At 42.6% G+C, this 24,452-nt stretch carries 25 protein-coding genes and 1 pseudogene; 21 read left to right on the plus strand and 5 right to left on the minus strand.

What is annotated here, in order from left to right; genetic code table 11:
- From tuf to rpoC, 9 genes are all read left to right on the plus strand, one after another.
- The coding region (gene tuf / locus C6H66_RS21365; protein ID WP_105396666.1) for an elongation factor Tu at positions 1 to 838 on the plus strand (838 nt) is incomplete at its 5' end.
- 274 nt (positions 839 to 1,112) lie between these two features.
- Positions 1,113 to 1,496, plus strand: a complete 384-nt coding sequence (gene secE / locus C6H66_RS21370; RefSeq protein WP_036771654.1) for a preprotein translocase subunit SecE — start codon at positions 1,113 to 1,115, stop codon at positions 1,494 to 1,496.
- A 1-nt stretch (position 1,497) separates the two neighbouring features.
- Positions 1,498 to 2,043 (plus strand): transcription termination/antitermination protein NusG, encoded by a 546-nt coding sequence (gene nusG / locus C6H66_RS21375; protein ID WP_011144820.1) that lies wholly within the window; start codon positions 1,498 to 1,500, stop codon positions 2,041 to 2,043.
- Positions 2,044 to 2,203: 160 nt separating this feature from the next.
- Positions 2,204 to 2,632: a 50S ribosomal protein L11 gene (gene rplK / locus C6H66_RS21380; RefSeq protein ID WP_036771650.1), complete on the plus strand. Its 429-nt coding sequence runs from the start codon at positions 2,204 to 2,206 to the stop codon at positions 2,630 to 2,632.
- A 3-nt stretch (positions 2,633 to 2,635) separates the two neighbouring features.
- Positions 2,636 to 3,337, plus strand: a complete 702-nt coding sequence (gene rplA / locus C6H66_RS21385; RefSeq protein ID WP_036813538.1) for a 50S ribosomal protein L1 — start codon at positions 2,636 to 2,638, stop codon at positions 3,335 to 3,337.
- A gap of 307 nt (positions 3,338 to 3,644) precedes the next feature.
- A complete protein-coding gene (rplJ, locus tag C6H66_RS21390) occupies positions 3,645 to 4,142 on the plus strand; it encodes a 50S ribosomal protein L10 (RefSeq protein ID WP_036779932.1) in 498 nt (165 codons plus the stop codon).
- Positions 4,143 to 4,205: 63 nt separating this feature from the next.
- Positions 4,206 to 4,571, plus strand: a complete 366-nt coding sequence (gene rplL / locus C6H66_RS21395) for a 50S ribosomal protein L7/L12 (protein WP_046397662.1) — start codon at positions 4,206 to 4,208, stop codon at positions 4,569 to 4,571.
- 339 nt (positions 4,572 to 4,910) lie between these two features.
- Positions 4,911 to 8,939: a DNA-directed RNA polymerase subunit beta gene (rpoB, locus tag C6H66_RS21400; protein WP_046397661.1), complete on the plus strand. Its 4,029-nt coding sequence runs from the start codon at positions 4,911 to 4,913 to the stop codon at positions 8,937 to 8,939.
- A gap of 130 nt (positions 8,940 to 9,069) precedes the next feature.
- Entirely contained in the window at positions 9,070 to 13,290 is a 4,221-nt protein-coding gene (gene rpoC / locus C6H66_RS21405) for a DNA-directed RNA polymerase subunit beta' (protein WP_046397660.1), read from the plus strand.
- Positions 13,291 to 13,564: 274 nt separating this feature from the next.
- Here rpoC and C6H66_RS21410 read toward each other — a convergent pair whose 3' ends face one another.
- Positions 13,565 to 13,867, minus strand: a complete 303-nt coding sequence (locus C6H66_RS21410; RefSeq protein WP_046397659.1) for a helix-turn-helix domain-containing protein — start codon at positions 13,865 to 13,867, stop codon at positions 13,565 to 13,567.
- A pseudogene (locus tag C6H66_RS21415) lies at positions 13,851 to 14,212 on the minus strand (type II toxin-antitoxin system RelE/ParE family toxin). Before C6H66_RS21415 ends, C6H66_RS21410 begins: the two are co-directional and overlap by 17 nt.
- A gap of 151 nt (positions 14,213 to 14,363) precedes the next feature.
- Between C6H66_RS21415 and C6H66_RS21420 the strand changes: the two are divergent.
- From C6H66_RS21420 to C6H66_RS21435, 4 genes are all read left to right on the plus strand, one after another.
- The gene (locus C6H66_RS21420) at positions 14,364 to 14,687 is read left to right on the plus strand and encodes a type II toxin-antitoxin system RelE/ParE family toxin (protein ID WP_046397658.1); all 324 of its coding nucleotides are present in this window, start codon (positions 14,364 to 14,366) and stop codon (positions 14,685 to 14,687) included.
- Positions 14,674 to 14,955 carry a helix-turn-helix domain-containing protein gene (locus C6H66_RS21425; RefSeq protein WP_012776543.1) on the plus strand — a complete coding sequence of 94 codons (282 nt, stop codon included), beginning with the start codon at positions 14,674 to 14,676 and terminating at the stop codon, positions 14,953 to 14,955. The genes C6H66_RS21420 and C6H66_RS21425 overlap by 14 nt, the downstream gene beginning before the upstream one ends.
- 133 nt (positions 14,956 to 15,088) lie before the next feature.
- The gene (locus C6H66_RS27040; protein ID WP_046397657.1) at positions 15,089 to 15,331 is read left to right on the plus strand and encodes a hypothetical protein; all 243 of its coding nucleotides are present in this window, start codon (positions 15,089 to 15,091) and stop codon (positions 15,329 to 15,331) included.
- Between the two features lie 66 nt (positions 15,332 to 15,397).
- Positions 15,398 to 15,484 carry a type II toxin-antitoxin system PemK/MazF family toxin gene (locus C6H66_RS21435; protein ID WP_228998892.1) on the plus strand — a complete coding sequence of 29 codons (87 nt, stop codon included), beginning with the start codon at positions 15,398 to 15,400 and terminating at the stop codon, positions 15,482 to 15,484.
- 84 nt (positions 15,485 to 15,568) lie between these two features.
- On the opposite strand, the gene C6H66_RS21440 is transcribed toward C6H66_RS21435, so the two are convergent.
- Positions 15,569 to 15,805: a hypothetical protein gene (locus C6H66_RS21440; protein ID WP_105396667.1), complete on the minus strand. Its 237-nt coding sequence runs from the start codon at positions 15,803 to 15,805 to the stop codon at positions 15,569 to 15,571.
- Between the two features lie 267 nt (positions 15,806 to 16,072).
- Between C6H66_RS21440 and C6H66_RS21445 the strand changes: the two genes are divergently transcribed.
- The 8 genes from C6H66_RS21445 (at position 16,073) to C6H66_RS21480 (ending at position 22,673) form a co-directional block, all read left to right on the plus strand.
- A complete protein-coding gene (locus tag C6H66_RS21445) occupies positions 16,073 to 16,951 on the plus strand; it encodes a hypothetical protein (protein WP_046397655.1) in 879 nt (292 codons plus the stop codon).
- 11 nt (positions 16,952 to 16,962) lie between these two features.
- Complete coding sequence (locus C6H66_RS21450) at positions 16,963 to 17,637, plus strand: hypothetical protein (protein ID WP_046397654.1); 675 nt, start codon at positions 16,963 to 16,965, stop codon at positions 17,635 to 17,637.
- Positions 17,619 to 18,779, plus strand: a complete 1,161-nt coding sequence (locus tag C6H66_RS21455) for an aminotransferase class V-fold PLP-dependent enzyme (RefSeq protein ID WP_046397653.1) — start codon at positions 17,619 to 17,621, stop codon at positions 18,777 to 18,779. Before C6H66_RS21450 ends, C6H66_RS21455 begins: the two co-directional genes overlap by 19 nt.
- A gap of 369 nt (positions 18,780 to 19,148) precedes the next feature.
- Entirely contained in the window at positions 19,149 to 19,643 is a 495-nt protein-coding gene (locus C6H66_RS21460) for a hypothetical protein (RefSeq protein ID WP_248000772.1), read from the plus strand.
- Positions 19,644 to 19,786: 143 nt separating this feature from the next.
- Positions 19,787 to 20,533, plus strand: coding sequence for a hypothetical protein (locus tag C6H66_RS21465; protein WP_046397721.1), 747 nt, complete (start codon positions 19,787 to 19,789; stop codon positions 20,531 to 20,533).
- A gap of 1 nt (position 20,534) precedes the next feature.
- A complete protein-coding gene (locus C6H66_RS21470; protein WP_105396668.1) occupies positions 20,535 to 21,314 on the plus strand; it encodes a PIG-L family deacetylase in 780 nt (259 codons plus the stop codon).
- 10 nt (positions 21,315 to 21,324) lie between these two features.
- Entirely contained in the window at positions 21,325 to 22,404 is a 1,080-nt protein-coding gene (gene waaB, locus C6H66_RS21475) for a lipopolysaccharide 1,6-galactosyltransferase (RefSeq protein ID WP_105396669.1), read from the plus strand.
- A 71-nt stretch (positions 22,405 to 22,475) separates the two neighbouring features.
- Complete coding sequence (locus tag C6H66_RS21480) at positions 22,476 to 22,673, plus strand: hypothetical protein (protein WP_046397724.1); 198 nt, start codon at positions 22,476 to 22,478, stop codon at positions 22,671 to 22,673.
- 11 nt (positions 22,674 to 22,684) lie between these two features.
- On the opposite strand, the gene abiEi is transcribed toward C6H66_RS21480, so the two are convergent.
- Entirely contained in the window at positions 22,685 to 23,218 is a 534-nt protein-coding gene (gene abiEi, locus C6H66_RS21485; protein ID WP_105396670.1) for a type IV toxin-antitoxin system AbiEi family antitoxin, read from the minus strand.
- Positions 23,219 to 23,515: 297 nt separating this feature from the next.
- Positions 23,516 to 24,448 (minus strand): maltose operon protein MalM, encoded by a 933-nt coding sequence (malM, locus tag C6H66_RS21490; RefSeq protein ID WP_105396671.1) that lies wholly within the window; start codon positions 24,446 to 24,448, stop codon positions 23,516 to 23,518.
- Positions 24,449 to 24,452 lie beyond the last annotated feature (4 nt).

Below are 24,452 nucleotides of genomic sequence, written 5' to 3' on the forward strand. Positions count from 1 at the left end.
TCGTGAGCACATCCTGTTAGGTCGTCAGGTAGGCGTTCCTTACATCATCGTATTCCTGAACAAATGTGACATGGTAGACGACGAAGAGCTGCTGGAACTGGTTGAGATGGAAGTGCGTGAGTTGCTGTCTCAGTACGATTTCCCAGGCGACGACACTCCGGTTATCCGTGGTTCTGCGCTGAAAGCGCTGGAAGGCGATGCCGAGTGGGAAAGCAAAATCCTGGAGCTGGCAGAAGCGCTGGACAGCTACATCCCAGAACCAGAGCGTGCAATCGACCAGCCATTCCTGCTGCCAATCGAAGACGTATTTTCGATTTCAGGCCGTGGTACAGTGGTAACCGGTCGTGTAGAGCGCGGTATTGTTAAAGTGGGTGAAGAAGTTGAAATCGTGGGTATCAAAGACACAACGAAAACCACGTGTACTGGCGTAGAAATGTTCCGCAAACTGCTGGACGAAGGTCGTGCGGGTGAGAACGTGGGCGTTCTGTTGCGTGGTACTAAACGTGATGAAATCGAACGTGGTCAGGTACTGGCAAAACCGGGTTCAATCAAGCCACACACCACTTTCGAATCAGAAGTTTATATTCTGAGTAAAGACGAAGGCGGCCGTCATACGCCATTCTTCAAAGGCTACCGTCCACAGTTCTACTTCCGTACAACTGACGTAACCGGCACAATCGAGCTGCCAGAAGGCGTGGAAATGGTGATGCCAGGCGATAACATTCAGATGAAAGTTACCCTGATTGCGCCAATCGCAATGGACCAGGGTCTGCGCTTCGCTATCCGTGAAGGCGGCCGTACTGTAGGTGCTGGTGTTGTTGCTAAAATTATCGCGTAATTTTTTGATGTGATTACACTAAAAGGGCATCAACCGATGCCCTTTTTGTACGTTGTCTTAATAAGAACCTATCTCATCAATAGTTGTTTTTAATTATTGGTGAGATAGGCTCTGATGCAACGAATTGGCTATATCTCTCTCAGATATACAATGTCATACTGAATTATGGCGCCAAGTCAGATACAATCACTCAAATCTTTTGGTTCGGTCTGATTTGTTTTGCTCTTGCGAGGCAAGCTGGCTATCTATTTAAATCATAGTTACAGGTTGGTTTATGAGTGCGAATAGCGATGCTCAAGAAAGCAGGCGTAGTCTTGAGGTAATGAAATGGCTATTAGTGGCAGCCTTATTAACGGTTGCTATCGTTGGAAACTACCTTTATCGGGAGTATAGCCTTCCTCTACGTGCGATGGCGGTTGTTGTTATTGTTGCTCTTGCGGGAGCAGTTGCGCTCTGGACTGCGAAAGGGAAAACCACACTGGCTTTCGCCCGCGAAGCCCGCATTGAAATGCGTAAGGTTATTTGGCCAACTCGTCAGGAAGCGCTGCATACAACTTTGATTGTTGCGGCAGTCACTGCATTGATGTCTTTGATCCTATGGGGTCTTGACGGTATCCTGGTGCGTTTAGTTTCATTTATTACAGGCCTGAGGTTCTAAGATGTCAGATTCCCCAAAAAAACGTTGGTATGTTATACAGGCATTTTCTGGGTTTGAAGGTCGCGTTGCACAATCTTTACGTGAACATATCAAATTACATGATATGGAAGATTCTTTTGGCGAAGTAATGGTGCCAACAGAGGAAGTTGTTGAGATTCGTAGCGGCCAGCGTCGCAAAAGTGAACGCAAATTTTTCCCTGGGTATGTGCTGGTACAAATGATCATGAACGATGCAACGTGGCATCTCGTTCGCAGCGTACCACGCGTCATGGGTTTTATCGGTGGCACATCTGACCGTCCGGCGCCAATCAGTGATAAAGAAGTTGATGCGATTATGAATCGTCTTCAGCAGGTTGGTGATAAACCACGGCCAAAAACATTGTTCGAACCAGGCGAAATGGTTCGTGTCAGCGATGGTCCATTCGCAGACTTCAATGGTGTTGTGGAAGAGGTCGATTACGAGAAGAGCCGCCTGAAAGTTTCGGTTTCTATCTTTGGTCGCGCGACCCCCGTTGAGCTGGATTTCAGCCAGGTAGAAAAGGCGTAATTTTTGAACGTATTTTTGCTGGCTTGCAATAGGTGAGAAATTAACATACAATTTCGCGCCTTTTCTTTTTTAGTAGTCTGGCCTGAAATAAGGCGGGACTGAAATGACAGGGGAGCCTTTTAAACAAAGGCGATACCACCCATATAGAGGAAAATTATCAATGGCTAAGAAAGTACAAGCCTATGTCAAGTTGCAGGTTGCAGCTGGTATGGCTAATCCAAGCCCTCCAGTAGGTCCTGCTCTCGGTCAGCAGGGTGTTAACATCATGGAATTCTGTAAGGCGTTCAATGCTAAAACTGACAGCATTGAAAAAGGTCTGCCAATTCCTGTTGTGATCACTGTTTATTCTGATCGTTCTTTCACTTTCGTTACTAAGACCCCACCAGCGGCGGTTCTGCTGAAGAAAGCAGCGGGCATTAAATCAGGTTCCGGCAAACCGAACAAAGACAAAGTTGGTAAAGTAACCAGCGCGCAAGTTCGTGAAATTGCTGAAACTAAAGCTGCGGATATGACAGGTGCTAGCGTTGAAGCAATGATGCGTTCAATTGAAGGTACTGCTCGTTCTATGGGCCTGGTAGTGGAGGGTTAATCGATGGCTAAACTGACCAAGCGCATGCGCACAATCCGCGAGAAAGTGGATTCAACTAAGCAGTATGATATTAACGAAGCCTTTGTTCTGCTGAAAGAGCTGGCTACTGCTAAATTCGTAGAAAGCGTTGACGTTGCTGTTAACCTCGGCATCGACGCTCGTAAATCTGACCAGAACGTACGTGGTGCAACAGTACTGCCTCACGGTACTGGCCGTTCCGTTCGCGTAGCTGTATTTACCCAAGGCGCAAATGCAGAAGCTGCTAAAGCAGCGGGCGCTGAGCTGGTAGGTATGGAAGATCTGGCTGAGCAAGTTAAAAAAGGCGAAATGGACTTTGACGTTGTTATCGCCTCTCCAGATGCAATGCGCGTTGTTGGCCAATTAGGTCAAATCCTGGGTCCACGCGGTCTGATGCCAAACCCTAAAGTAGGTACTGTAACTCCTAACGTTGCTGAAGCTGTACAGAACGCTAAAGCAGGTCAGGTTCGTTACCGTAACGATAAAAACGGCATTATCCACACCACCATTGGTAAAGTTGACTTTGATGCTGACAAACTGAAAGAAAACCTGGAAGCTCTGCTGGTTGCGCTGAAAAAAGCTAAACCATCTTCTGCCAAGGGCGTTTACATTAAGAAAGTTAGCCTGTCCACTACTATGGGCGCAGGTGTTGCGATTGACCAATCAGGTCTGAACGCTTCAGCTTAATTTTAGCTGAATGTGATTATCGCTTTACCTTGGCGTCAGATTTGTCTAAAATTTGGCGCCTTGTATTTGGCTAGTAAGTTTTTTATTAGCTAAATAAAAAATTTTCGGTTGGAGCTTGGCCTAATCCAAGCCCCGTCCAAGACCGCAGGTGTAAGTAATTACTTAATATCCCTGCGTAGACGGTGACAGAGCCAAATGACATTCATTTCTGGATTCTGCTCACCGTGTTTTAGAGCTCAGGCACTTTTAGTGTTATGAGTGATGTGAGTTCCGGGTTTTTCCCGGTTAATCCAGGAGCAAGAAGCTAATGGCACTAAATCTTCAAGACAAACAAGCGATTGTTGCTGAAGTTAGCGAAGTAGCCAAAGGCGCGCTGTCTGCGGTTGTTGCGGATTCCCGCGGCGTTACCGTAGATAAAATGACTGAACTGCGTAAAGCAGGTCGCGAAGCTGGCGTTTACATCCGTGTTGTGCGTAACACACTGATCCGCCGTGCTGTTGAAGGTACTGCCTATGAGTGCCTGAAAGAAGCGTTTGTTGGTCCAACCTTGATTGCTTTCTCTAACGAACATCCGGGCGCCGCTGCTCGTCTGTTCAAAGAGTTCGCGAAAGCGAATCCAGCATTCGAGATTAAAGCAGCAGCCTTTGAAGGTGAGTTTATCTCTGCGGCCGATATTGACCGTTTGGCAACACTCCCAACTTACGAAGAAGCAATCGCACGCCTGATGTCAACCATGAAAGAAGCCTCAGCAGGCAAACTGGTTCGTACTCTGGCTGCGTTACGCGATCAGAAAGAAGCAGCTTAATTGCCAATTTCCTTCGTTGCTTTTTAACGTATAAATTATTTCTGAATTTTAGGAACACTTGTTATGTCTATCACTAAAGAACAAATTCTGGACGCAGTTGCAGAAATGTCCGTAATGGACGTTGTTGAACTGATCAGCATGATGGAAGAGAAATTCGGCGTTTCTGCTGCGGCAGCGGTAGCTGTTGTTGCTGGTGCGGCTGAAGTTGTTGAAGAAAAAACCGAGTTTGACGTTGTTCTGTCTTCTATCGGCGGTAACAAAGTTGCTGTTATCAAGGCAGTACGTGGCGCAACTGGCTTGGGTCTGAAAGAAGCGAAAGACCTGGTTGAAAGCGCTCCAGCTGTATTGAAAGAAGCTATCAGCAAAGATGACGCTGAAGCACTGAAAAAATCTCTGGAAGAAGCAGGTGCTTCTGTTGAGGTTAAGTAAGTCTAGTTTTGAGTTAGCAGCCTGACTTTAAAGGCTGACGGCTGGTGATTTATTAATCACCAGCCTTTTTGCGCTGTAGGGCATTAGTAGCATTTCCACTGTTTGGCTGCTAATTAACCCCCAAATACTTTTTCCTATTGACGACTTAATATACTGCGTTCTCAGCTACGATCCACTCGGGTAGCTCGGTAGTAAGGTAACGCAATGAAATGATTTAAGAGTAATAGCAATGAGTATTACGGAAAATAATTCAATTTTCTGTTCGAAAAAACAGTGTCGTAAAGAGCTGTCCTTTAGGGCGGGCAGAGTGGGTCACTGATCAGCGAGCTGAGGAACCCTATGGTTTACTCCTATACCGAGAAAAAACGTATTCGTAAGGATTTTGGTAAACGTCCCCAAGTGTTGGACGTACCTTATCTCCTTTCTATCCAACTTGACTCGTTCCAGAAGTTTATCGAGCAAGATCCAGAAGGCCAGAATGGTTTAGAAGCGGCATTCCGTTCTGTATTCCCAATTCAGAGCTACAGCGGCAGTTCGGAGCTGCAATACGTTAGCTACCGTCTTGGTGAGCCAGTGTTTGATGTTAAAGAGTGCCAGATTCGTGGTGTAACTTATTCTGCGCCTCTACGCGTTAAGTTGCGTCTGGTTATCTATGAACGTGAAGCACCGGAAGGCACGGTCAAAGACATCAAAGAGCAAGAAGTTTACATGGGTGAAATTCCGCTCATGACTGACAACGGTACCTTTGTTATCAATGGTACTGAGCGGGTTATTGTCTCCCAGTTACATCGTAGTCCTGGTGTATTCTTTGACAGCGATAAGGGTAAAACTCACTCATCCGGTAAGGTGCTGTATAACGCACGTATTATTCCTTACCGTGGTTCTTGGTTAGATTTCGAATTCGATCCAAAAGATAATCTGTTTGTACGTATTGACCGCCGTCGTAAATTGCCGGCAACAATTATTCTGCGTGCAATGGATTACAGCACTGAAGAGATTTTGAACCTGTTCTTCAGTAAAACGATTTTCGAAATTCGTGACAACAGACTGCAAATGACGCTGGTGCCAGAACGTTTGCGCGGTGAAACCGCTTCTTTTGATATTGAAGCAAACGGCAAGGTTTATGTTGAAAAAGGCCGTCGTATTACCGCACGTCATATCCGCCAGTTAGAAAAAGACGAAGTGAACCGTATTGAGGTTCCTGTTGAATATATTGCGGGTAAAGTTGTTGCAAGAGACTACATTGATGTCAATACAGGTGAAATTATCTGTGCTGCCAACATGGAGCTCTCTTTAGATCTGCTGGCACGTTTGAGCCAGGCTGGTCACAAATCTATCGAAACACTGTTCACCAACGATTTAGATCACGGTGCATATATTTCCGAGACACTTCGTGTTGATCCAACCAATGACCGTTTGGGTGCTTTGGTTGAGATTTACCGCATGATGCGTCCTGGTGAGCCGCCGACCCGTGAAGCAGCAGAAAATCTGTTTGAAAATCTGTTCTTCTCAGAAGATCGTTATGATCTTTCTGCGGTTGGTCGTATGAAATTCAACCGCTCATTGAGCCGGGAAGAAGTCGAAGGTTCTGGTATTCTGAGTAAAAATGACATCATTGATGTCATGAAGAAACTCATTGATATCCGTAATGGTAAAGGCGAAGTCGACGATATTGACCACTTAGGCAACCGTCGTATCCGTTCTGTTGGTGAGATGGCGGAAAACCAGTTCCGTGTTGGTCTGGTACGTGTCGAGCGTGCGGTTAAAGAGCGTCTGTCTCTAGGTGATCTGGATACACTGATGCCTCAGGACATGATCAACGCTAAACCGATTTCAGCCGCAGTGAAAGAATTCTTTGGTTCCAGCCAGCTGTCTCAGTTCATGGACCAAAACAACCCGCTTTCTGAAATTACTCACAAACGCCGTATCTCTGCGTTGGGCCCAGGTGGTTTGACTCGTGAGCGTGCTGGCTTCGAAGTGCGTGACGTACACCCAACCCACTATGGTCGCGTATGTCCAATCGAAACTCCGGAAGGTCCGAACATCGGTCTGATTAACTCATTGTCTGTTTATGCGCAGACTAACGAGTATGGTTTCCTTGAAACCCCATATCGTCTGGTTCGTGATGGTGTTGTTACGGATGAAATTCATTATCTGTCTGCGATTGAAGAAGGTAACTTCGTTATCGCACAGGCAAACACCGTATTGGATGATGAAGGCCACTTCGTTGAAGATCTGATAACTTGCCGTAGTTATGGCGAATCCAGCTTATTTAACCGTGAACAGGTTGAATATATGGACGTTTCTACCCAGCAGGTGGTTTCCGTTGGTGCTTCCTTGATCCCATTCTTGGAACACGATGACGCAAACCGTGCATTGATGGGTGCAAACATGCAACGTCAGGCTGTTCCTACGCTGCGTGCTGATAAGCCGCTGGTTGGTACAGGTATGGAACGCGCAGTAGCGGTTGACTCCGGTGTAACTTCTGTTGCTAAACGCGGTGGTGTGGTTCAGTACGTTGATGCATCTCGTATTGTTATTAAAGTAAACGAAGATGAGATGTATTCGGGTGAAGCAGGTATTGATATTTATAACCTGACTAAATATACCCGTTCTAACCAGAACACCTGTATTAACCAGATGCCGTGCGTCTCTCTGGGTGAACCGGTGGAACGCGGCGACGTACTGGCTGATGGCCCATCCACTGACTTGGGTGAACTGGCGCTTGGTCAGAACATGCGCGTAGCGTTCATGCCGTGGAATGGTTATAACTTCGAAGACTCCATCTTAGTTTCTGAGCGTGTCGTCCAGGAAGATCGTTTTACAACCATTCACATCCAGGAACTGGCTTGCGTATCGCGTGATACCAAATTAGGGCCTGAAGAGATCACGGCTGACATCCCTAACGTGGGTGAGGCTGCGCTCTCCAAACTGGATGAGTCTGGCATCGTTTATATCGGTGCGGAAGTGACCGGCGGTGACATTCTGGTTGGTAAAGTGACACCTAAAGGTGAAACTCAGCTAACGCCGGAAGAAAAATTGCTGCGTGCTATCTTCGGTGAGAAAGCGTCTGATGTTAAAGACTCTTCTCTGCGCGTACCAAATGGCGTATCCGGTACAGTTATCGACGTACAAGTATTTACCCGTGATGGCGTAGAGAAAGATAAACGTGCTTTGGAAATCGAAGAGATGCAACTGCGTCAGGCGAAGAAAGACCTGACAGAAGAGTTGCAAATCTTTGAAGCTGGCCTGTTTGCACGTATCCGTTCTGTTTTGATTGCTGGCGGCATCGAAGCTGAGAAGCTGGATAAACTGCCTCGTGAGCGTTGGTTAGAGCTGGGTCTGGCTGATGAAGAGAAACAGAATCAGTTGGAGCAGTTGGCTGAACAGTATGACGAACTCAAAGCTGAGTTTGAGAAAAAGCTGGATGCTAAACGCCGTAAAATCACTCAAGGTGATGATTTGGCGCCGGGCGTACTGAAAATCGTCAAAGTTTATCTGGCGGTTAAACGTCAGATTCAGCCGGGTGATAAGATGGCGGGCCGCCACGGTAACAAGGGTGTTATCTCCAAAATCAACCCGATCGAAGATATGCCTTACGATGAAAACGGCACACCGGTAGATATCGTACTGAACCCACTGGGCGTACCATCACGTATGAACATTGGTCAGATCCTGGAAACGCATCTGGGCATGGCTGCGAAAGGTATTGGCGACAAGATCAATGCGATGCTGAAACAGCAGCAGGAAGTTGCCAAACTGCGTGAATTTATCCAGAAAGCTTATGACTTGGGTGATGAAACCCGTCAGAAAGTTGATCTGAGCACTTTCTCTGATGAAGAAGTTATGCGTTTGGCAGAAAACCTGAAAAAAGGCATGCCAATTGCGACACCGGTGTTTGATGGTGCGAAAGAGAAAGAAATTAAAGAGCTGCTGAAACTGGGTGACTTGCCAACTTCTGGTCAAATTACTCTATTTGATGGTCGTACCGGTGAGCAATTTGAGCGTCAGGTTACCGTTGGCTACATGTATATGCTGAAGCTGAACCACCTGGTGGATGACAAAATGCACGCCCGTTCAACCGGTTCGTACAGCCTGGTTACTCAGCAACCGCTGGGTGGTAAGGCGCAGTTCGGTGGTCAACGCTTCGGTGAGATGGAAGTGTGGGCATTGGAAGCATATGGTGCCGCGTACACCTTGCAGGAAATGCTCACCGTCAAGTCCGACGATGTTAACGGCCGTACCAAGATGTATAAAAACATCGTGGATGGCAACCACCAGATGGAGCCAGGCATGCCGGAATCCTTCAACGTATTGTTGAAAGAGATCCGCTCTCTGGGTATCAACATCGAGCTGGAAGACGAATAAATCGTATTCCCGCTGGTACTGCCCTGAATGGAGATGACGGGCAGTTTACCAGCCAGTGGTTGCACTGGTCATAGGGGGGAGCGGCATGGGCTGCTCTCCTGACAGGTCTAACTCCGACAGGAGCCATTTCGTGAAAGACTTATTGAAGTTTCTGAAAGCGCAAACTAAGACCGAAGAGTTTGATGCGATCAAAATTGCTCTGGCCTCGCCAGATATGATCCGTTCGTGGTCATTCGGTGAAGTGAAAAAGCCGGAAACAATTAACTACCGTACGTTCAAACCTGAGCGTGACGGCCTTTTCTGCGCCCGTATTTTCGGACCGGTAAAAGACTATGAGTGCTTGTGTGGTAAATACAAGCGCTTGAAACACCGTGGTGTAATTTGTGAGAAGTGTGGTGTAGAAGTTACCCAGACTAAAGTTCGTCGTGAGCGTATGGGTCACATTGAACTGGCTTCTCCAACGGCGCACATTTGGTTTCTGAAATCATTGCCATCCCGCATCGGTTTGTTGCTGGATATGCCATTGCGTGATATTGAGCGCGTACTGTACTTCGAATCCTATGTGGTTGTAGAAGGTGGTATGACCAGCCTGGAGCGCAGTCAGATCCTGACAGAAGAGCAATACTTGGATGCACTGGAAGAGTTTGGTGATGAATTCGATGCGAAGATGGGAGCGGAAGCTATCCAGTCTTTGCTGAAAAATCTCGATCTGGAAAATGAGTGTGAAACGTTGCGTGAAGAGTTAAATGAAACTAACTCTGAAACTAAACGTAAGAAGCTGACCAAACGTATTAAACTGTTGGAAGCCTTTATTCAGTCTGGCAACAAACCAGAATGGATGGTTCTGACGGTTCTGCCAGTTCTGCCACCGGATTTACGTCCATTGGTTCCACTGGATGGCGGCCGTTTTGCCACTTCGGATCTGAACGATCTCTATCGTCGTGTTATTAACCGTAACAACCGCTTGAAGCGCCTGTTGGATCTGGCTGCGCCAGATATCATCGTTCGTAACGAAAAACGTATGTTGCAGGAAGCGGTTGATGCCTTGCTGGATAATGGTCGTCGCGGTCGTGCCATTACCGGTTCTAACAAACGTCCGTTGAAATCCTTGGCTGATATGATCAAGGGTAAACAAGGTCGTTTCCGTCAGAACTTGTTGGGTAAACGTGTTGACTATTCCGGTCGTTCTGTAATCACGGTAGGTCCTTACCTGCGTCTGCATCAGTGTGGTCTGCCTAAGAAGATGGCACTGGAGCTGTTTAAGCCATTCATCTACGGCAAGCTGGAACTGCGTGGTTTAGCGACTACGATTAAAGCCGCTAAAAAGATGGTTGAACGTGAAGAGGCGGTGGTATGGGATATCCTGGATGAAGTTATTCGTGAACACCCGGTTCTGCTGAACCGTGCGCCGACACTTCACCGTTTGGGTATTCAGGCGTTCGAACCGGTTCTGATCGAAGGTAAAGCGATTCAGTTGCACCCACTGGTGTGTGCGGCATATAACGCCGACTTCGACGGTGACCAAATGGCTGTTCACGTACCGCTGACACTGGAAGCCCAGTTAGAAGCGCGTGCGCTGATGATGTCTACCAACAACATCTTGTCTCCAGCGAGTGGTGAGCCAATCATCGTTCCATCTCAGGACGTTGTTCTGGGTCTGTATTACATGACCCGTGATTGTGTTAACGCCAAAGGCGAAGGCATGGTGCTGACTGGGCCTAAAGAAGCTGAACGCGTATACCGCGCAGGGCTGGCTTCTTTGCATGCCCGCGTTAAAGTGCGTATCACTGAAGAAGTGAAAGATGGCGAAGGCAATATCACAGTTAACACCAATTTGATTGATACGACGATTGGTCGTGCAATCCTGTGGATGATTGTACCAAGAGGTCTGCCTTACTCGCTGGTTAACCAACCACTGGGTAAAAAAGCTATCTCCAGAATGCTAAACACCTGTTACCGTGTGATGGGCCTGAAACCAACGGTTATTTTCGCTGACCAGATCATGTATACCGGCTTTGCCTACGCTGCACGTTCAGGTGCATCTGTTGGTATCGATGACATGGTTATCCCAGAGAAAAAAGCGGGCATCATTGCAGAAGCCGAAGCAGAAGTTGCTGAAATTCAGGAGCAATTCCAGTCTGGTCTGGTTACAGCCGGTGAACGTTATAACAAAGTTATCGATATCTGGGCTGCGGCAAACGAGCGTGTTGCTAAGGCGATGATGGAAAACTTGTCTACTGAAACAGTCACTAATCGTGATGGAGAAGAAGAGCAACAAGTTTCCTTCAACAGCATCTTTATGATGGCTGACTCTGGTGCGCGTGGTTCTGCCGCTCAGATCCGTCAGTTGGCGGGTATGCGTGGCTTGATGGCTAAGCCAGACGGCTCCATCATCGAAACCCCAATTACCGCGAACTTCCGTGAAGGTTTGAACGTACTCCAGTACTTCATTTCAACCCACGGCGCTCGTAAAGGTTTGGCGGATACCGCACTGAAAACAGCGAACTCCGGTTACCTGACTCGTCGTCTGGTTGACGTGGCGCAAGACTTGGTTGTTACAGAAGATGACTGTGGTACGCACGACGGTATTCTGATGACGCCGGTTATTGAAGGTGGTGATGTTAAAGAGCCGCTGCGTGAGCGTGTATTGGGTCGTGTGACGGCGGAAGATGTTCTGAAACCAGGTACTGCCGACATTCTGGTGCCGCGTAATACATTGCTGAACGAGAAATGGTGTGATCTGTTAGAAGAAAGCTCCGTTGACAGCATTAAAGTACGCTCCGTTGTAAGTTGTGAAACTGACTTCGGTGTTTGCGCGAACTGTTATGGTCGTGACCTTGCTCGCGGACACATCATCAACAAAGGTGAGGCGGTTGGTGTTATTGCGGCTCAGTCCATCGGTGAGCCGGGTACACAGCTGACGATGCGTACGTTCCACATCGGTGGTGCGGCATCTCGTGCGGCAGCCGAATCCAGCATTCAGGTGCGTAACAAAGGTAGCCTGAAACTGTTTAGCGCTAAATCCGTGACCAACTCCGCAGGTAAACTGGTGATTACTTCCCGTAACACTGAACTGTGCTTGATCGACGAATTTGGCCGTACTAAAGAGAGCTATAAAGTACCTTACGGTGCGGTACTGGGTAAAGGTGATGGCGAAACCGTTAATGGCGGTGAAACCGTTGCTAACTGGGACCCACATACCATGCCGGTTGTCAGTGAAGTATCTGGTATCATCCGTTTCGCTGACATGATAGATGGTCAAACCATTACTCGTCAGACGGACGAATTAACAGGTCTATCTTCACTGGTTGTTCTGGATAGTGCGGAGCGTACCGGTAGTGGTAAAGATCTGCGTCCAGCGCTGAAAATTGTTGACGCCAATGGTGACGATGTATTGATTCCAGGTACTGATATGCCTGCTCAATATTTCCTGCCGGGCAAAGCGATTGTTCAGTTAGACGATGGCGTCAGCATTTCTGCGGGTGACACTTTAGCGCGTATTCCTCAGGAATCCGGCGGTACGAAAGATATTACCGGTGGTCTGCCACGTGTTGCTGACTTGTTCGAAGCGCGTCGTCCGAAAGAGCCTGCTATCCTGGCCGAAGTCAGCGGTATTGTCTCCTTCGGTAAAGAAACCAAGGGTAAACGCCGTCTGGTTATCTCCCCATTAGATGGTGGTGATGCTTACGAAGAGATGATCCCTAAATGGCGTCAGCTCAACGTGTTCGAGGGTGAAGTGGTTGAACGTGGTGACGTGATCTCTGATGGTCCAGAGTCTCCACACGACATCTTGCGCCTGCGTGGTGTTCATGCGGTTACCCGTTACATCACCAACGAAGTTCAGGAAGTTTACCGCCTGCAAGGGGTTAAGATTAACGATAAACACATTGAGGTTATCGTTCGTCAGATGCTGCGTAAAGCGACCATTGAAAGCGCAGGTAGTTCCGAGTTCCTGGAAGGCGAACAGGTTGAATACGCCCGCGTTAAAGTGGCAAACCGTAAGCTGGAACAAGAAGGTAAAGTGCCTGCAACTTACGGCCGTGACCTGTTGGGTATCACCAAAGCGTCTCTGGCAACTGAATCCTTCATCTCTGCGGCATCGTTCCAGGAAACGACCCGCGTACTGACTGAGGCTGCGGTTGCGGGTAAACGTGATGAACTGCGTGGCTTGAAAGAAAACGTCATCGTCGGTCGTCTGATCCCTGCCGGTACCGGTTATGCTTACCATCAGGATCGCATGCGTCGTCGTCAGTTGAATGAGTCTTCTGAAGCACCACAAGTGAGTGTAGATGAAGCAACTGCAAACTTGGCAGAACTATTGAATGCCGGTTTTGGTGGCGATAAGAAGTAATTCTTAGAACACGCTAGCTAACTAAATGCCCTCCTTTTGAGAGGGCATTTCAACTTTTTAATAACGTGCCAATTTTTTACTTGGCGTTCTGTTTTAATCGAGTTTCGTTCACAAAATAGAACTTGCCGCCACGTTAAAAATCCTCCCCTCAAATTTTTCTTTCTTAAAAGCGTTCACTTGAAGACCTTGCTCTTCACAATCATCTGGCACGTAAAAAAGTCGATGCGGACATTGATCTTGAATATATCCGCGAGGGTTACCGAAGCGTTTGTGGTTAAACGGAAAATCCGTAGTGGGTACCGTCGGGTAACTCGATATCGAGACGCAGCTTGCTACCCGTTGCCTCAACGTAACGTTTGAGGGAAGACAGTTTCAAGTCGCGGCCAAGCTTCTCCATGTCAGAAACCGTGGGTTGCTTGATACCAAGAGCCAGAGCTATTTCTCCTTGGGTCTTCTGTACCCGCTCACGGAGTTCTGCCAGATGGATGTTTAGCAACATCTCTGTTGCCGCAGCTTGTGCATTGGCAACAACTTCGTTTTTTTCATTTGCTAATATTTGATCAAGAGTTCTTGCCATAGTGTTTACTCCTTTTTAATTTTTCCAGATGTGCCGTGAACTCACGGTTAGCAATCGGAATCATCGTTTCATGAAACCGTTTCTCGTTTCCGGTTTTGTTACCGGCGCAAAGCAAAATTCTTCTCCGCTTGGGGTCGAACGCAAAGAATGCTCGGAGCGGATCGCCTTTGCTTTGGACACGTATTGCTGTGGCATGAACTGTTCACAGTATCTGCGTATGGCCTGGGTAACATAGGGCCTCTTTCCCGAAGTGCTATTATTGAAGCCAGCACATTGGCCTTGTCGGTGCCACCTAAAGCATCGAACAACGCATCAAAAGATGTCCGTCGTCTCGATAGTCCACATGATTACTTATTGTTCAATATAGGTCAAATGCTATATAGATGGAATCTATAGTCAAGAAATCTAGTCAGAAGTGACATTTCATTAAAATGCAATTTTCCTCTTGATGAAAATTATCCTTTGGGTTAATTTTTTGCATTAGGAGGAAATCAGAGTGTTTATAGTTAAATACCATGATGAGGCCGAACAAGAAATTAAGTCCTTGCCAGCAAAAGTAGGGGTAAAACTTGTAAGGTTGATTGGAAAGCTGGAAAAAGATCCTCGCTCACTACGTGAACCTGACACAAAACATTTGGGAAATGGTCTTTACGAAATTCGAACAATGGGGGGAGATATAGCACGCGGATTATGGGTATATCAGACAGGAAAACAAATATATATGCTGCGAGTTTATATAAAGAAGACACAAAAAATCGACCCAAGTGAGATAGCTTTAGCATTTCGCAGATTGGAGGAAATGAAACATGAAGAAATATAAGACACATTCAGAGATTCTGGCAGAAATGATGAAAGACTCTGAATTTAAAGCCGCTTATGAAGCTGAAGAACGTAAGGAAAGATTGCAAGAAACACTTGCAGAGTGGCGTAAGTTTGCTGGACTGACTCGCTCACAAGTTGCGGAGAGAATGGGGGTTACGCCGCCAACGGTGACGAAAATGGAAAATAATGTAACAAAAGCTAGTATAGAAACATTAGTGCGCTATGCGCAAGCCTGTGGTATCCAGAACCCACAAATTACGTTGTAATTCTCTGTGCTATGGGGTTAGGGCATTATTAACCCCTCCTTCCATACTTTGACTCTATTAATGAAATTCTTGTAAAAGCAGGAGGTAAAATAATCGTGTGAATTAATTTCCTACCCATCTTGGAAAACTGAGTATGATCACACTTGATGAGTTGCTTGAAAAACGCAGCCCTGAAAACCGCTGTAGGATTGCTAAAAAAGTTGATGAAATGAAACGGGAGATAGGGCTTTATCAGATCCGCGAGGCCCGTGATGTTTCACAAACAGAGTTGACGCTGGAATCACTGTTAGCTGGAAGCCCTAAAGAATGTTTCACGGTAACAGACGAGGATAGAGAATGGATCGACGTTAACTCTGTTGGTAAGGAAGTGATTTGATGTACGTACCAGACAAAAGGAGACATTATTTCATTAGACTTTGATCCGAGCGTGGGAAAGGAAATCATGAAGCGCTGCCTTGCGTTCGTGATCTCTCGCAAGATGTTTAACGAACATACTGGATTTGCTGTTATGGCCCCGATCACCAGTTAATATCCAGTTCCCTCGGCAGAATATCGGCAAACTCAAAGCGGCGAAAATCGTCGTTTCTGCCCACTGAGGTTCGTGTCAGCTTTGTCAAGCATGAGCGCGACAGCCAATGAAGTGGGAATCTTCGTGTAGAGTCGGGCGGGGAATAGTCACAGGATAGTTGATCGTGCAGTGATTCAAGCAGCGTTCATGAACGTTGGAATATACACTGATGATCAAGTGTTCCATGAATTTGGTACCGGCAAAATCACCTTGGCTATCGTAAAGAATATTATTCGGCATACAGAAATAGCTCATCGTATTTAATTCAGGGGGTTTGTTCATGTGATTATTTCATTTAAAGTCCCATCACATAGAATTTATGAAAGATTATTCTCTTTAAAGACCCTATTTTTATCCATATTCTTGCATGATTGATGGAGATTTCAATTTGATTTCTCAGGATAAATAATCTCAGTTTTTTATCCTGTTGTATCTTTAAATTATGATACAGGTCATAAAATACAATATTTCATGATTCATCTATTCGGAAATGAATATAAACTAAAAATGAAAAGCAATTGTCGCCAATATAAATGATGGGACAAAATAATGGAGAATGGAGTAACCCTAGTCTATGAAGATATAACGGAAGATAATTATATTTTAATCAATGATTTTTATAGGCGTGATATAGGTGGCTTGGATTATTTTATTTGGAAAAATCTGAAAGAAAAGAAATATAATCTTTCTAGTGAGATAAAAGCATGTTTATATAAGAGAAACGATATATACTTGTCAATTGTTATAACAAGAAAGTGTGAGTTTAGTCTTAAGCACAGACGAATATCCGTTAATATACTTAGCGATTTTGGTGTAAATGAAAGTGTAAAATCGCGCACTTTGGTAATAGAAAGTGCCAGACAAACACACCGTGATGATATCGATGCGACGGTTTGTTACTCAGATGAAAGAAAGATCAAGTGTTATTCAAAAATTTTTGAGAAATATATCTGTAGCAAAGTAAACGTTTTTGATTTTACAGAAATAGTGGTGGAAGGAGCTACCAAAATAGATGTAGATCTGAATGATTTTAATGAAATAGATAATATTAATAAAATCAATTTTTTCGGCAGGAAAGTAAATAACAATTGGATTGCTTACGCAAAGCAGTGTCCTCGCTATAGAGATATTAAGTTATTAACTGTTGGAGAAGAAGTCGCGATACTCGGTTTTGATGATACCACGGTAGAAGTGATAGGTTTGTCAAACACAGCTCCCTATGCAGTTCTAGCTATAATTGATTCTTGTCTTGCTATTAGAGGAAAATGCAGAATAATCTTACCAAATCCTATTTATTCTGAACTGCAAAGCAGACTGAGTAAATATAGCATTATAAATAGGTTTAGCATGATGATTGCCTGGCATACCGAAGAAGATTTCAATTTGTGTCATGAAAATATATTTATCAGCAGAATAGACAAACGATAAAGGAGTTTAAAATGGGATGTATTTTTTGTCACCCAGAGTCTTCCTTTGAAAAAGATAAAATACTTTTACGAGGAAAATATTTCTATGTGTTCGTACCCAAAGGCCAGATAATTGAGGGCTATATTATTATTGCCACTAACAAATGTGAGACTGATTCAGGGGGATACCGGTGCTTTGCAGAGATATACGATGAAGAGGCAATAAAAGAGCTGAAACAGTTTAAGAATATAATAAATGATTTTTATCGCGAATATTATAAGATAAACAATCCTCTTTGTTATGAAAATGGACGAGCCGGTGGTTGTATCATCATGGACCCAAATCAAAAGTATTGTTATCATGCACACTTATGTTGTTTCCCCACCGAGATTGATCTTCATAATAAATTAAAGGATCAATTTAAAATGCATACAATAGACTCATTGGATGAACTTAAGATGTTCGGTGAGGCTGGCCCCTATATTTACGTTGAAGACAGTGGTAATAAATATGTTTTTACGATAGGTGAATCAGATTTCATTGAGAGAGGAATGATAAGAACAGTATTGGCAAATAGTTTAAATGTGCCTGAAAGATCTGATTGGAGAGATAATGAAGGAATAAAGGAGATGGATGCGACTGCTAAAAAATTCAAATTATATATTAATGATCATATGGAGATTGAAGAATGTTATATGCAGATGTAGCTTCTACCTCATGGCCAAAATCACAAGAGGTAAAAGACATAATAAATATGTATTTAGATACGCTTGGGGTAACTCCTGGGCGATCTTTATCGCAACAATCTAAAAAGGTTACCGAGCTTATTGAAGAGTGCCGACATGAATTCATCGAACAAACAAAATTAAATGGTCATGGGACAGTCATTTTTAACTCAGGAGCAACGTATTCACTTAACGAATGTATGAAAGGTACGCTTAAACCGGGTGATAATGTCATTACTACCCATTTAGAACATAATTCAGTACTTAGGCCCTTAGAGCATTTAAAAGATATTGGGGTAACTAGTCAATTTATCGATGTGACAGATGGTGAGATTGATATATCGCATTTGGAGTTTTTATTAAAGAATAAGAAAACTAAGTTATTAGTGGTTCATAGTTGCTCCAATACTATTGGTACATTCTGCAATATAGATGAGGCAGGAAAACTGGCGCATTTATACGGTGCGATGGTTTTAGTTGATGGTTCACAATCTTTTGGCTCACAAGTAATTGATTTATCGAAAGGTAATATTGATTACCTTGTTTTTAGCGGGCATAAAAGCTTAGGAGGAGTATCAGGTATTGGTGGGTACTTTATGCTTGATAATGGATTTTCTCATAATGAATTAATTCAAGGTGGGACAGGTGTATTATCAAGATTAACAACGCAGCCAACTGGAATACCATACAAGTATGAATCAGGAACACAAAACACTATTGGCATACTTTCATTGTTGGCGTCTATAAAGCGTTTGAAAAAAATTGGCATAGAGAATATTCAAAATCAATTACAAATTCTGCGTACAACTCTTATAGATGAGTTATCACAATTAAAGAAGATCAAATTAATCTGTAAACATAAAGTAGGATTGCCAACAATTCTTTTGACAGTAGAAGGTTATCATCCCGGAGAAGTCTCTTATATACTTGAGAACAAATACAATATTATTACCCGTCCTGGATTGCAATGTGCACCATTAGCCCATAAAAAATTTGGCACTTATCCTGATGGTGCTGTTCGGGTTAGCCTTGATACGTCGCATACAATGGAAGATATTTTAAAAATAAAATCTGCCTTGATTGAAATCACTGAGGGAAGTTGTGAAGAAAATAGTGATAATTAATGAGAATAATTCAGATAACTTAGGCGATTCAGTAATATACCTAATGAACTTCAAGATGCTTGAACAACAAGATATAAAAACATTTAAATTCAACAATATAGTTGTTTTTCAAACATGCACCTTGAAGTGTTTTGAGTATAAATGTAACTGTGAATAAAACATTTAAAGTTCATAGCCTTAATGTTTAGAATACAGGGATTCGCTGCTGATAAATAGCTAAGTAAATTAATTTGATATTTATTTCAAGAAAATAAAAATTTGTTATTAATCACCATTAGTAAAGAAGACAATGATAAAATTTTAGAAATACATGAGAATATAAGGAAGTGATATATATTTTATTAACAATAATAACATATGGGAACATATATGAATACGCCTAACAATAATGAGCATTATATAAACGATTTAATTGATGGCAAGTTGAATTATATACATATTGATAGAAAAGGGGACTTTAGCAATACAAACATAGACTGGAAAAAAGCTTTAATTTTATCTGGCTCTTTCAATCCACTTCATAAAGGTCATGAAGAATTAAAACAAATCGCTACAACGATGACTAAAAGAAAACCCTACTATGAACTGTCAATTAAAAATGCAGTAAAACTGACCATTTCAACCGAGGAAGTTTGCAAGAGGATAGGGCAATTCAAGGAGAAGGGTGAGGTCATTTTAAGTGATGCTACGTTTTTTACTGATAAATCGCATATTTATCAAGGAGCAATCTTCGTAATTGGCGCTGATTTATGTCAAGAAATTAATAACCCTATTTATTATGGCGGTGAAGAAGGGCTAAAAAAATCTCTTATGACAATTAATAGTAATGATTGTCGATTTCTGGTGGCTGGGCGTTTTTTTTAATAATAAATATCATGCAGTTGATGATTTGGTGAATATTAGAAAGGAACACCGTTTTTTATTTGAATCTATTCCAGAAAATCTATTTCGTTTAGATATATCATCAACGGAAATAAGGTTAATGAACAAAGAAAAGGAGATGAATCATGAATAAAGAAAATAACAAAAATCTGTTGAATAACGAAATTAATTCAAATTCAACATATCTAACCAAAGAGATTCAAAGAAGATTAAAACAAGCTTCATTTATATTTAACCCTGGCCATGTAACTTTAAATACCCAGCTAAATGGTTCACAAATTAAATTATTTTCTGAGATATGCTCGTTCTTGGAACAGGACGGTAATTTAGATATTCTTGCCTCTTGCATACATGATTTATGGTGTGCAAAATATTTAATCGATAATAGAACTGATACGCAAGATTCAATCACAAAACTTGAAATTGAGTACAATTTGCAAGTCAATTTTTTAAAACCTTATCAAGCATTCACAGAAAAAGAGAAGAAGTTTGAAAAGAGGCTAATCAAGAGCGATTTGAGTATTATATCGGAAGTGATGAAAAATATTTATTTATACGATGACAATATTGCATCCGAAAATTTCAATTATGAGATGTTACTTTCTACAAACGATGCCATTTTTTCAGATTTAATGACAATATTAGGCCACAGTGACAGTATAATAGAAATTGCAGCAGAAAAAATCCATGCCAGTTGGTTTGATATAATGAAAGAATTTTATGCCGATGATGAAAGAGTTCAGTCCAAAGAAAAGCCAAATATTAATAATTCAGATTTTATAAAAAACAGAGATGGAATACGCATTGATTTAGCAGCTATTTATATCGTACTCATGGAAATAAAATATAACAGCCTTTGCATGGAGATTTAAAATGATGCATTTATTTTTATCACCCCATTTAGATGACGCGGCTTTAAGCGCTGGCGGTTTAATACATAAATTAGTTTCAGAAAATCAACAGGTAGTTGTCTTAACATTTTTTACTGAATATGACGAAAATCTTACATCTCATTATTTACACTCTGCACATAATGATAATATGAATTCATTTATAAAATTGTATTCAAAGCGAGCTAATGAAGATATTGCTTTTTGCAATAAATTATCAGCGATTCCAATACATGGTAAAATTTTAGATTGCATTTATAGAACCGATCAATGCGGTGAACCTATGTATAATAATTCTGCCGTGATTTATAGTGGCCTGATACATAAATCAGATTATGCATCCTATATGGCTCAAGATCTTATCGATAAAATATTGTTAAATTATCAGCCTGATTATATCTATGCCCCTTTGGGAATAGGTCGACATGTAGACCACATTATAATAAATAATCTTGTCCATAATATAAAAGGCTCACATAAGTTAAAAATATTGCTTTATGAAGATTTTCCCTATGTTTTAGGGGAATACCCTACTATTGATCCCGACAGCTTGGAAAGTGCTTTATTACGAAATAATAAATTTGATATGCGTGCTATATTGGTGGATATTAATTTAAAAGAAAAAATGCAAAACATCCTGTTTTATGAGTCTCAATTAGAACCTCTGTTTGGGAATGAATCAAATCTTTTAATTTCATTGGATAAATATCATCACTCTATTAATAAATCCAAAATACAAGAACGTTTTTGGTTAATTCAGTAAAGGATTAATAATGAAGAATATATTTATAATATACCATGATCTTTTCTTGAATGGATATGGCGGGGTAGAAACGGTATGTTCAAATTTAATAAATTTGCTTGATCGTGCCAATATTGAAATTAATTTCATATTTATATCTCTAAATGAGATAAACAGAATTGAAAGTCGTGCTTGGTTATCCAATGCTCAACATATCTCTTTAATGTCAAACAGTGAGAAATCTCGCCAGGATATTGCATGTGAATTATCTTTGATATTAAAAATATTTTGCCCGGATATTTTAATAAGTTTAGACACGACATCCTGTAATATTACTCGACTTTCTTGTGAAAAGATTAATTTTCCGGCAAAAGTTTATTCTTGGCTGCATACTTCAATTAGGAATCCTACCCCACAGAAAATTAAAGATTTATGCTGTGCCGACGAGCACCTTGTCATCAGTTCTGGTTTAAGAGATCAAATGTTATCCTTTGGAATAAAACCAGAGAAGCTTCATCTTATTTTCAATCCTATCAAAATGAATCCCTTTATAATTCCTCAACCAAAACACATAGCTAGATTTTTATATGTTGGAAGAATTCTTGCTTATAAGTCGAAAAATTTAACTGAACTCTTTTTAGCTCTTTCACAATTGCATGGTCATTGGGAGTTACATATGGTAGGTTCTGGAGATGATGAGGGTTATTTAAGAGAACTATCTTCACAACTCAATATAAATAACAATATTATTTGGCACGGTTGGCAAGATCAGCCTTGGGAGTTTGTGATGGATAACATAAAAGAAGTATCCGCTTTTATTTTAACATCAAAATATGAGGGTTTTGGCATGGTATTAGCGGAAGCAATATCTTATGGTATTTATTGTATAAGCTCAGATTGCCAGTGTGGTCCAAGCGATATTATTAATAATTTAAATGGTGAGCTTTATAAATCAGGTAGTATTATTGAGTTGTCTGAAAAATTACAACTCATTATTGACGAATATAAAATCAGAGATCATCAAGCAATAAAAAATTCTATTGCCTTTCTTTACGAATATAATTTCCTGTTAAGAATCACTAAGGCTTTACCTGTATTAGCTCAGATCTAGTGTACGACAGTTATAGTTTAAAAACGCGTTGCTATCTATCTCTAGTCAAATCGGAGGATTGGCAGCAGAATATGGCATCGTTTTTCCGCAATGCTCCGCTGCCTGAAGCACTTGAGGACGTAAATAATGGATTAACTGCTATTGAACTCAGGGTTTTGAAACAACTCTATGAAGATTGGCTGATACTGATTCAACAAACAGAGGAAATAGAAGGAACTCTTAAGTCGCATTCATCGCAAACGGCTCAGTGGCAGCAACAATGGCGTTAAAGTTAACCTGGCTAGACATAGTTGAGTTCCTCCATTTGAACTAAATGTATATTCCTCCCCACTCGTTTTTGGTCACGCAGAGCAGTCTCTTTTTTTGCGATACGCAGGGGGCCACGGCTTTCTAACGTTGCTTTCAGAATTTCGCTAGGCTCTCTGCTGGTGTGGGTGATTTCAATGACTCCCCACGGTGTTTTAAACTCTCCAGCTCTGCCAGTAGACATGATTGTCAGGCGGTCGATTGGGATTTGTGAGATGAACCCATATTGAGATAAAGCTGACTCTAAGCTGATGTAATTATATTCGCCTCGTCGGATATTTTTAGCGATAGTCTCTAGGGGATAGCTTCCCATGCTGGCCCGCGTATAGACATAAACCCCTTTGGTAATGCGAAATAACAGTCCGGCTTTGATGAGGCGATCAATAGATTTTTGCAATGTTCGAGAAGTCTCGTCAGCAAAGATAACTTCCAAATCCTGTAAAAGGAAAATGGCTCTTCCCATTTTGCTGAACTCATCTAATTTGTTAATTGCTGTGAGCCTATCCATTTTATTATCTCTACTGTAAAACCCCTTTAAAGGGTGTTTTGTGTATAGATATCCATCATGACAATTATTTGTATACATATACCCGTCATCTTTCAAGTTGCCTCTTTGTTGGCTGCACTCACTCACCCCGGTCACATAGTTACCTATGCTCCCGGGGATTCGCTCCCTTGCCGTCGCGATGCATCTTGAAATCCATAGGGTATAAAACCCCATTTCTGGGGGATGTGTGTAAAAAGGGGTTAGACCCAATGCCCTCCTTTTCGAAGAGCATTTGTATTGAATGAATTAATGTCTGGTTTACCCCTTGTTTTTGATGCTATTGATAAATGTTTCTCGTGCCGTTGAAGATCCAAGGCGTTCCGCTTCATCCAGCAATTTGAGTGCCTTATCAATATTGCCGTTATTAATTTCCTTTTTGATTGCATCACTGAAATATCGTTCTGTATCACTCAGGACTGGTTTGACTTTTTGCAGCGTAGACGGCGTTACGATGGCTTGTGTTGGCCCGACAATGATCGGTTCTTGTGCTGGACTTGAGAAAACTTGACCAATCGTGATGTTGCCGGCGTTTTGTTCTGATTTTACTTTCAACTTCAACGTACCTGTTGGCGTATGGCGAGCAACAGGATCGGGAATAGCGGGAACAGCATTTCCGACGCCTTGAGCATAAGCTTTGGCGGGATCAACCATTTGGGTGGATTGCTGCAAATCGGTACCAGTGGTGTAGACCAGTATATAAATTTGTTGTTGTCCCAGTGCTGGTGTTAGCTTTAGTGTGCCTTCCAGCCGATCGGTGGACATGACCCCCGGACGTTCATAGGGAAAATAACTGCTCGGGTAAAATGCGGCAGGGCGTAACCCTTGATCCAGGACTAAAACATTTGGCACATAAACTTGTTTATCTTGCACTAAACTGCTCAGGGTAATATCCAGAGAGCCTCGGTTTGCCGGCAGCGCGAATGCTGCTATCGGCCCTTGAATATCTCCCTCATTAAGATGCTGAGAGGCCGCATTGAGGATAATAGTCTGAGTATCGCTGGTATTAATCGGTTGCCAGCTCAGTTTTTGCAATGCTGTTATTGAGAGGGAAGGGGCAACAATATCCTGTGTCGTGGTTGTTTGAGTTGTTATAGGTGTTTGAGTCGCGGTAATGGGCGTTGCATATCCTATAAGAGGAAATGTGCTACAGAGTACCGCGCTAAGGCAACATGAGAGCAGTTTAGTTTTCATCTTC

Source organism: Photorhabdus hindustanensis (assembly GCF_002968995.1).
Lineage (GTDB): Bacteria > Pseudomonadota > Gammaproteobacteria > Enterobacterales > Enterobacteriaceae > Photorhabdus > Photorhabdus akhurstii.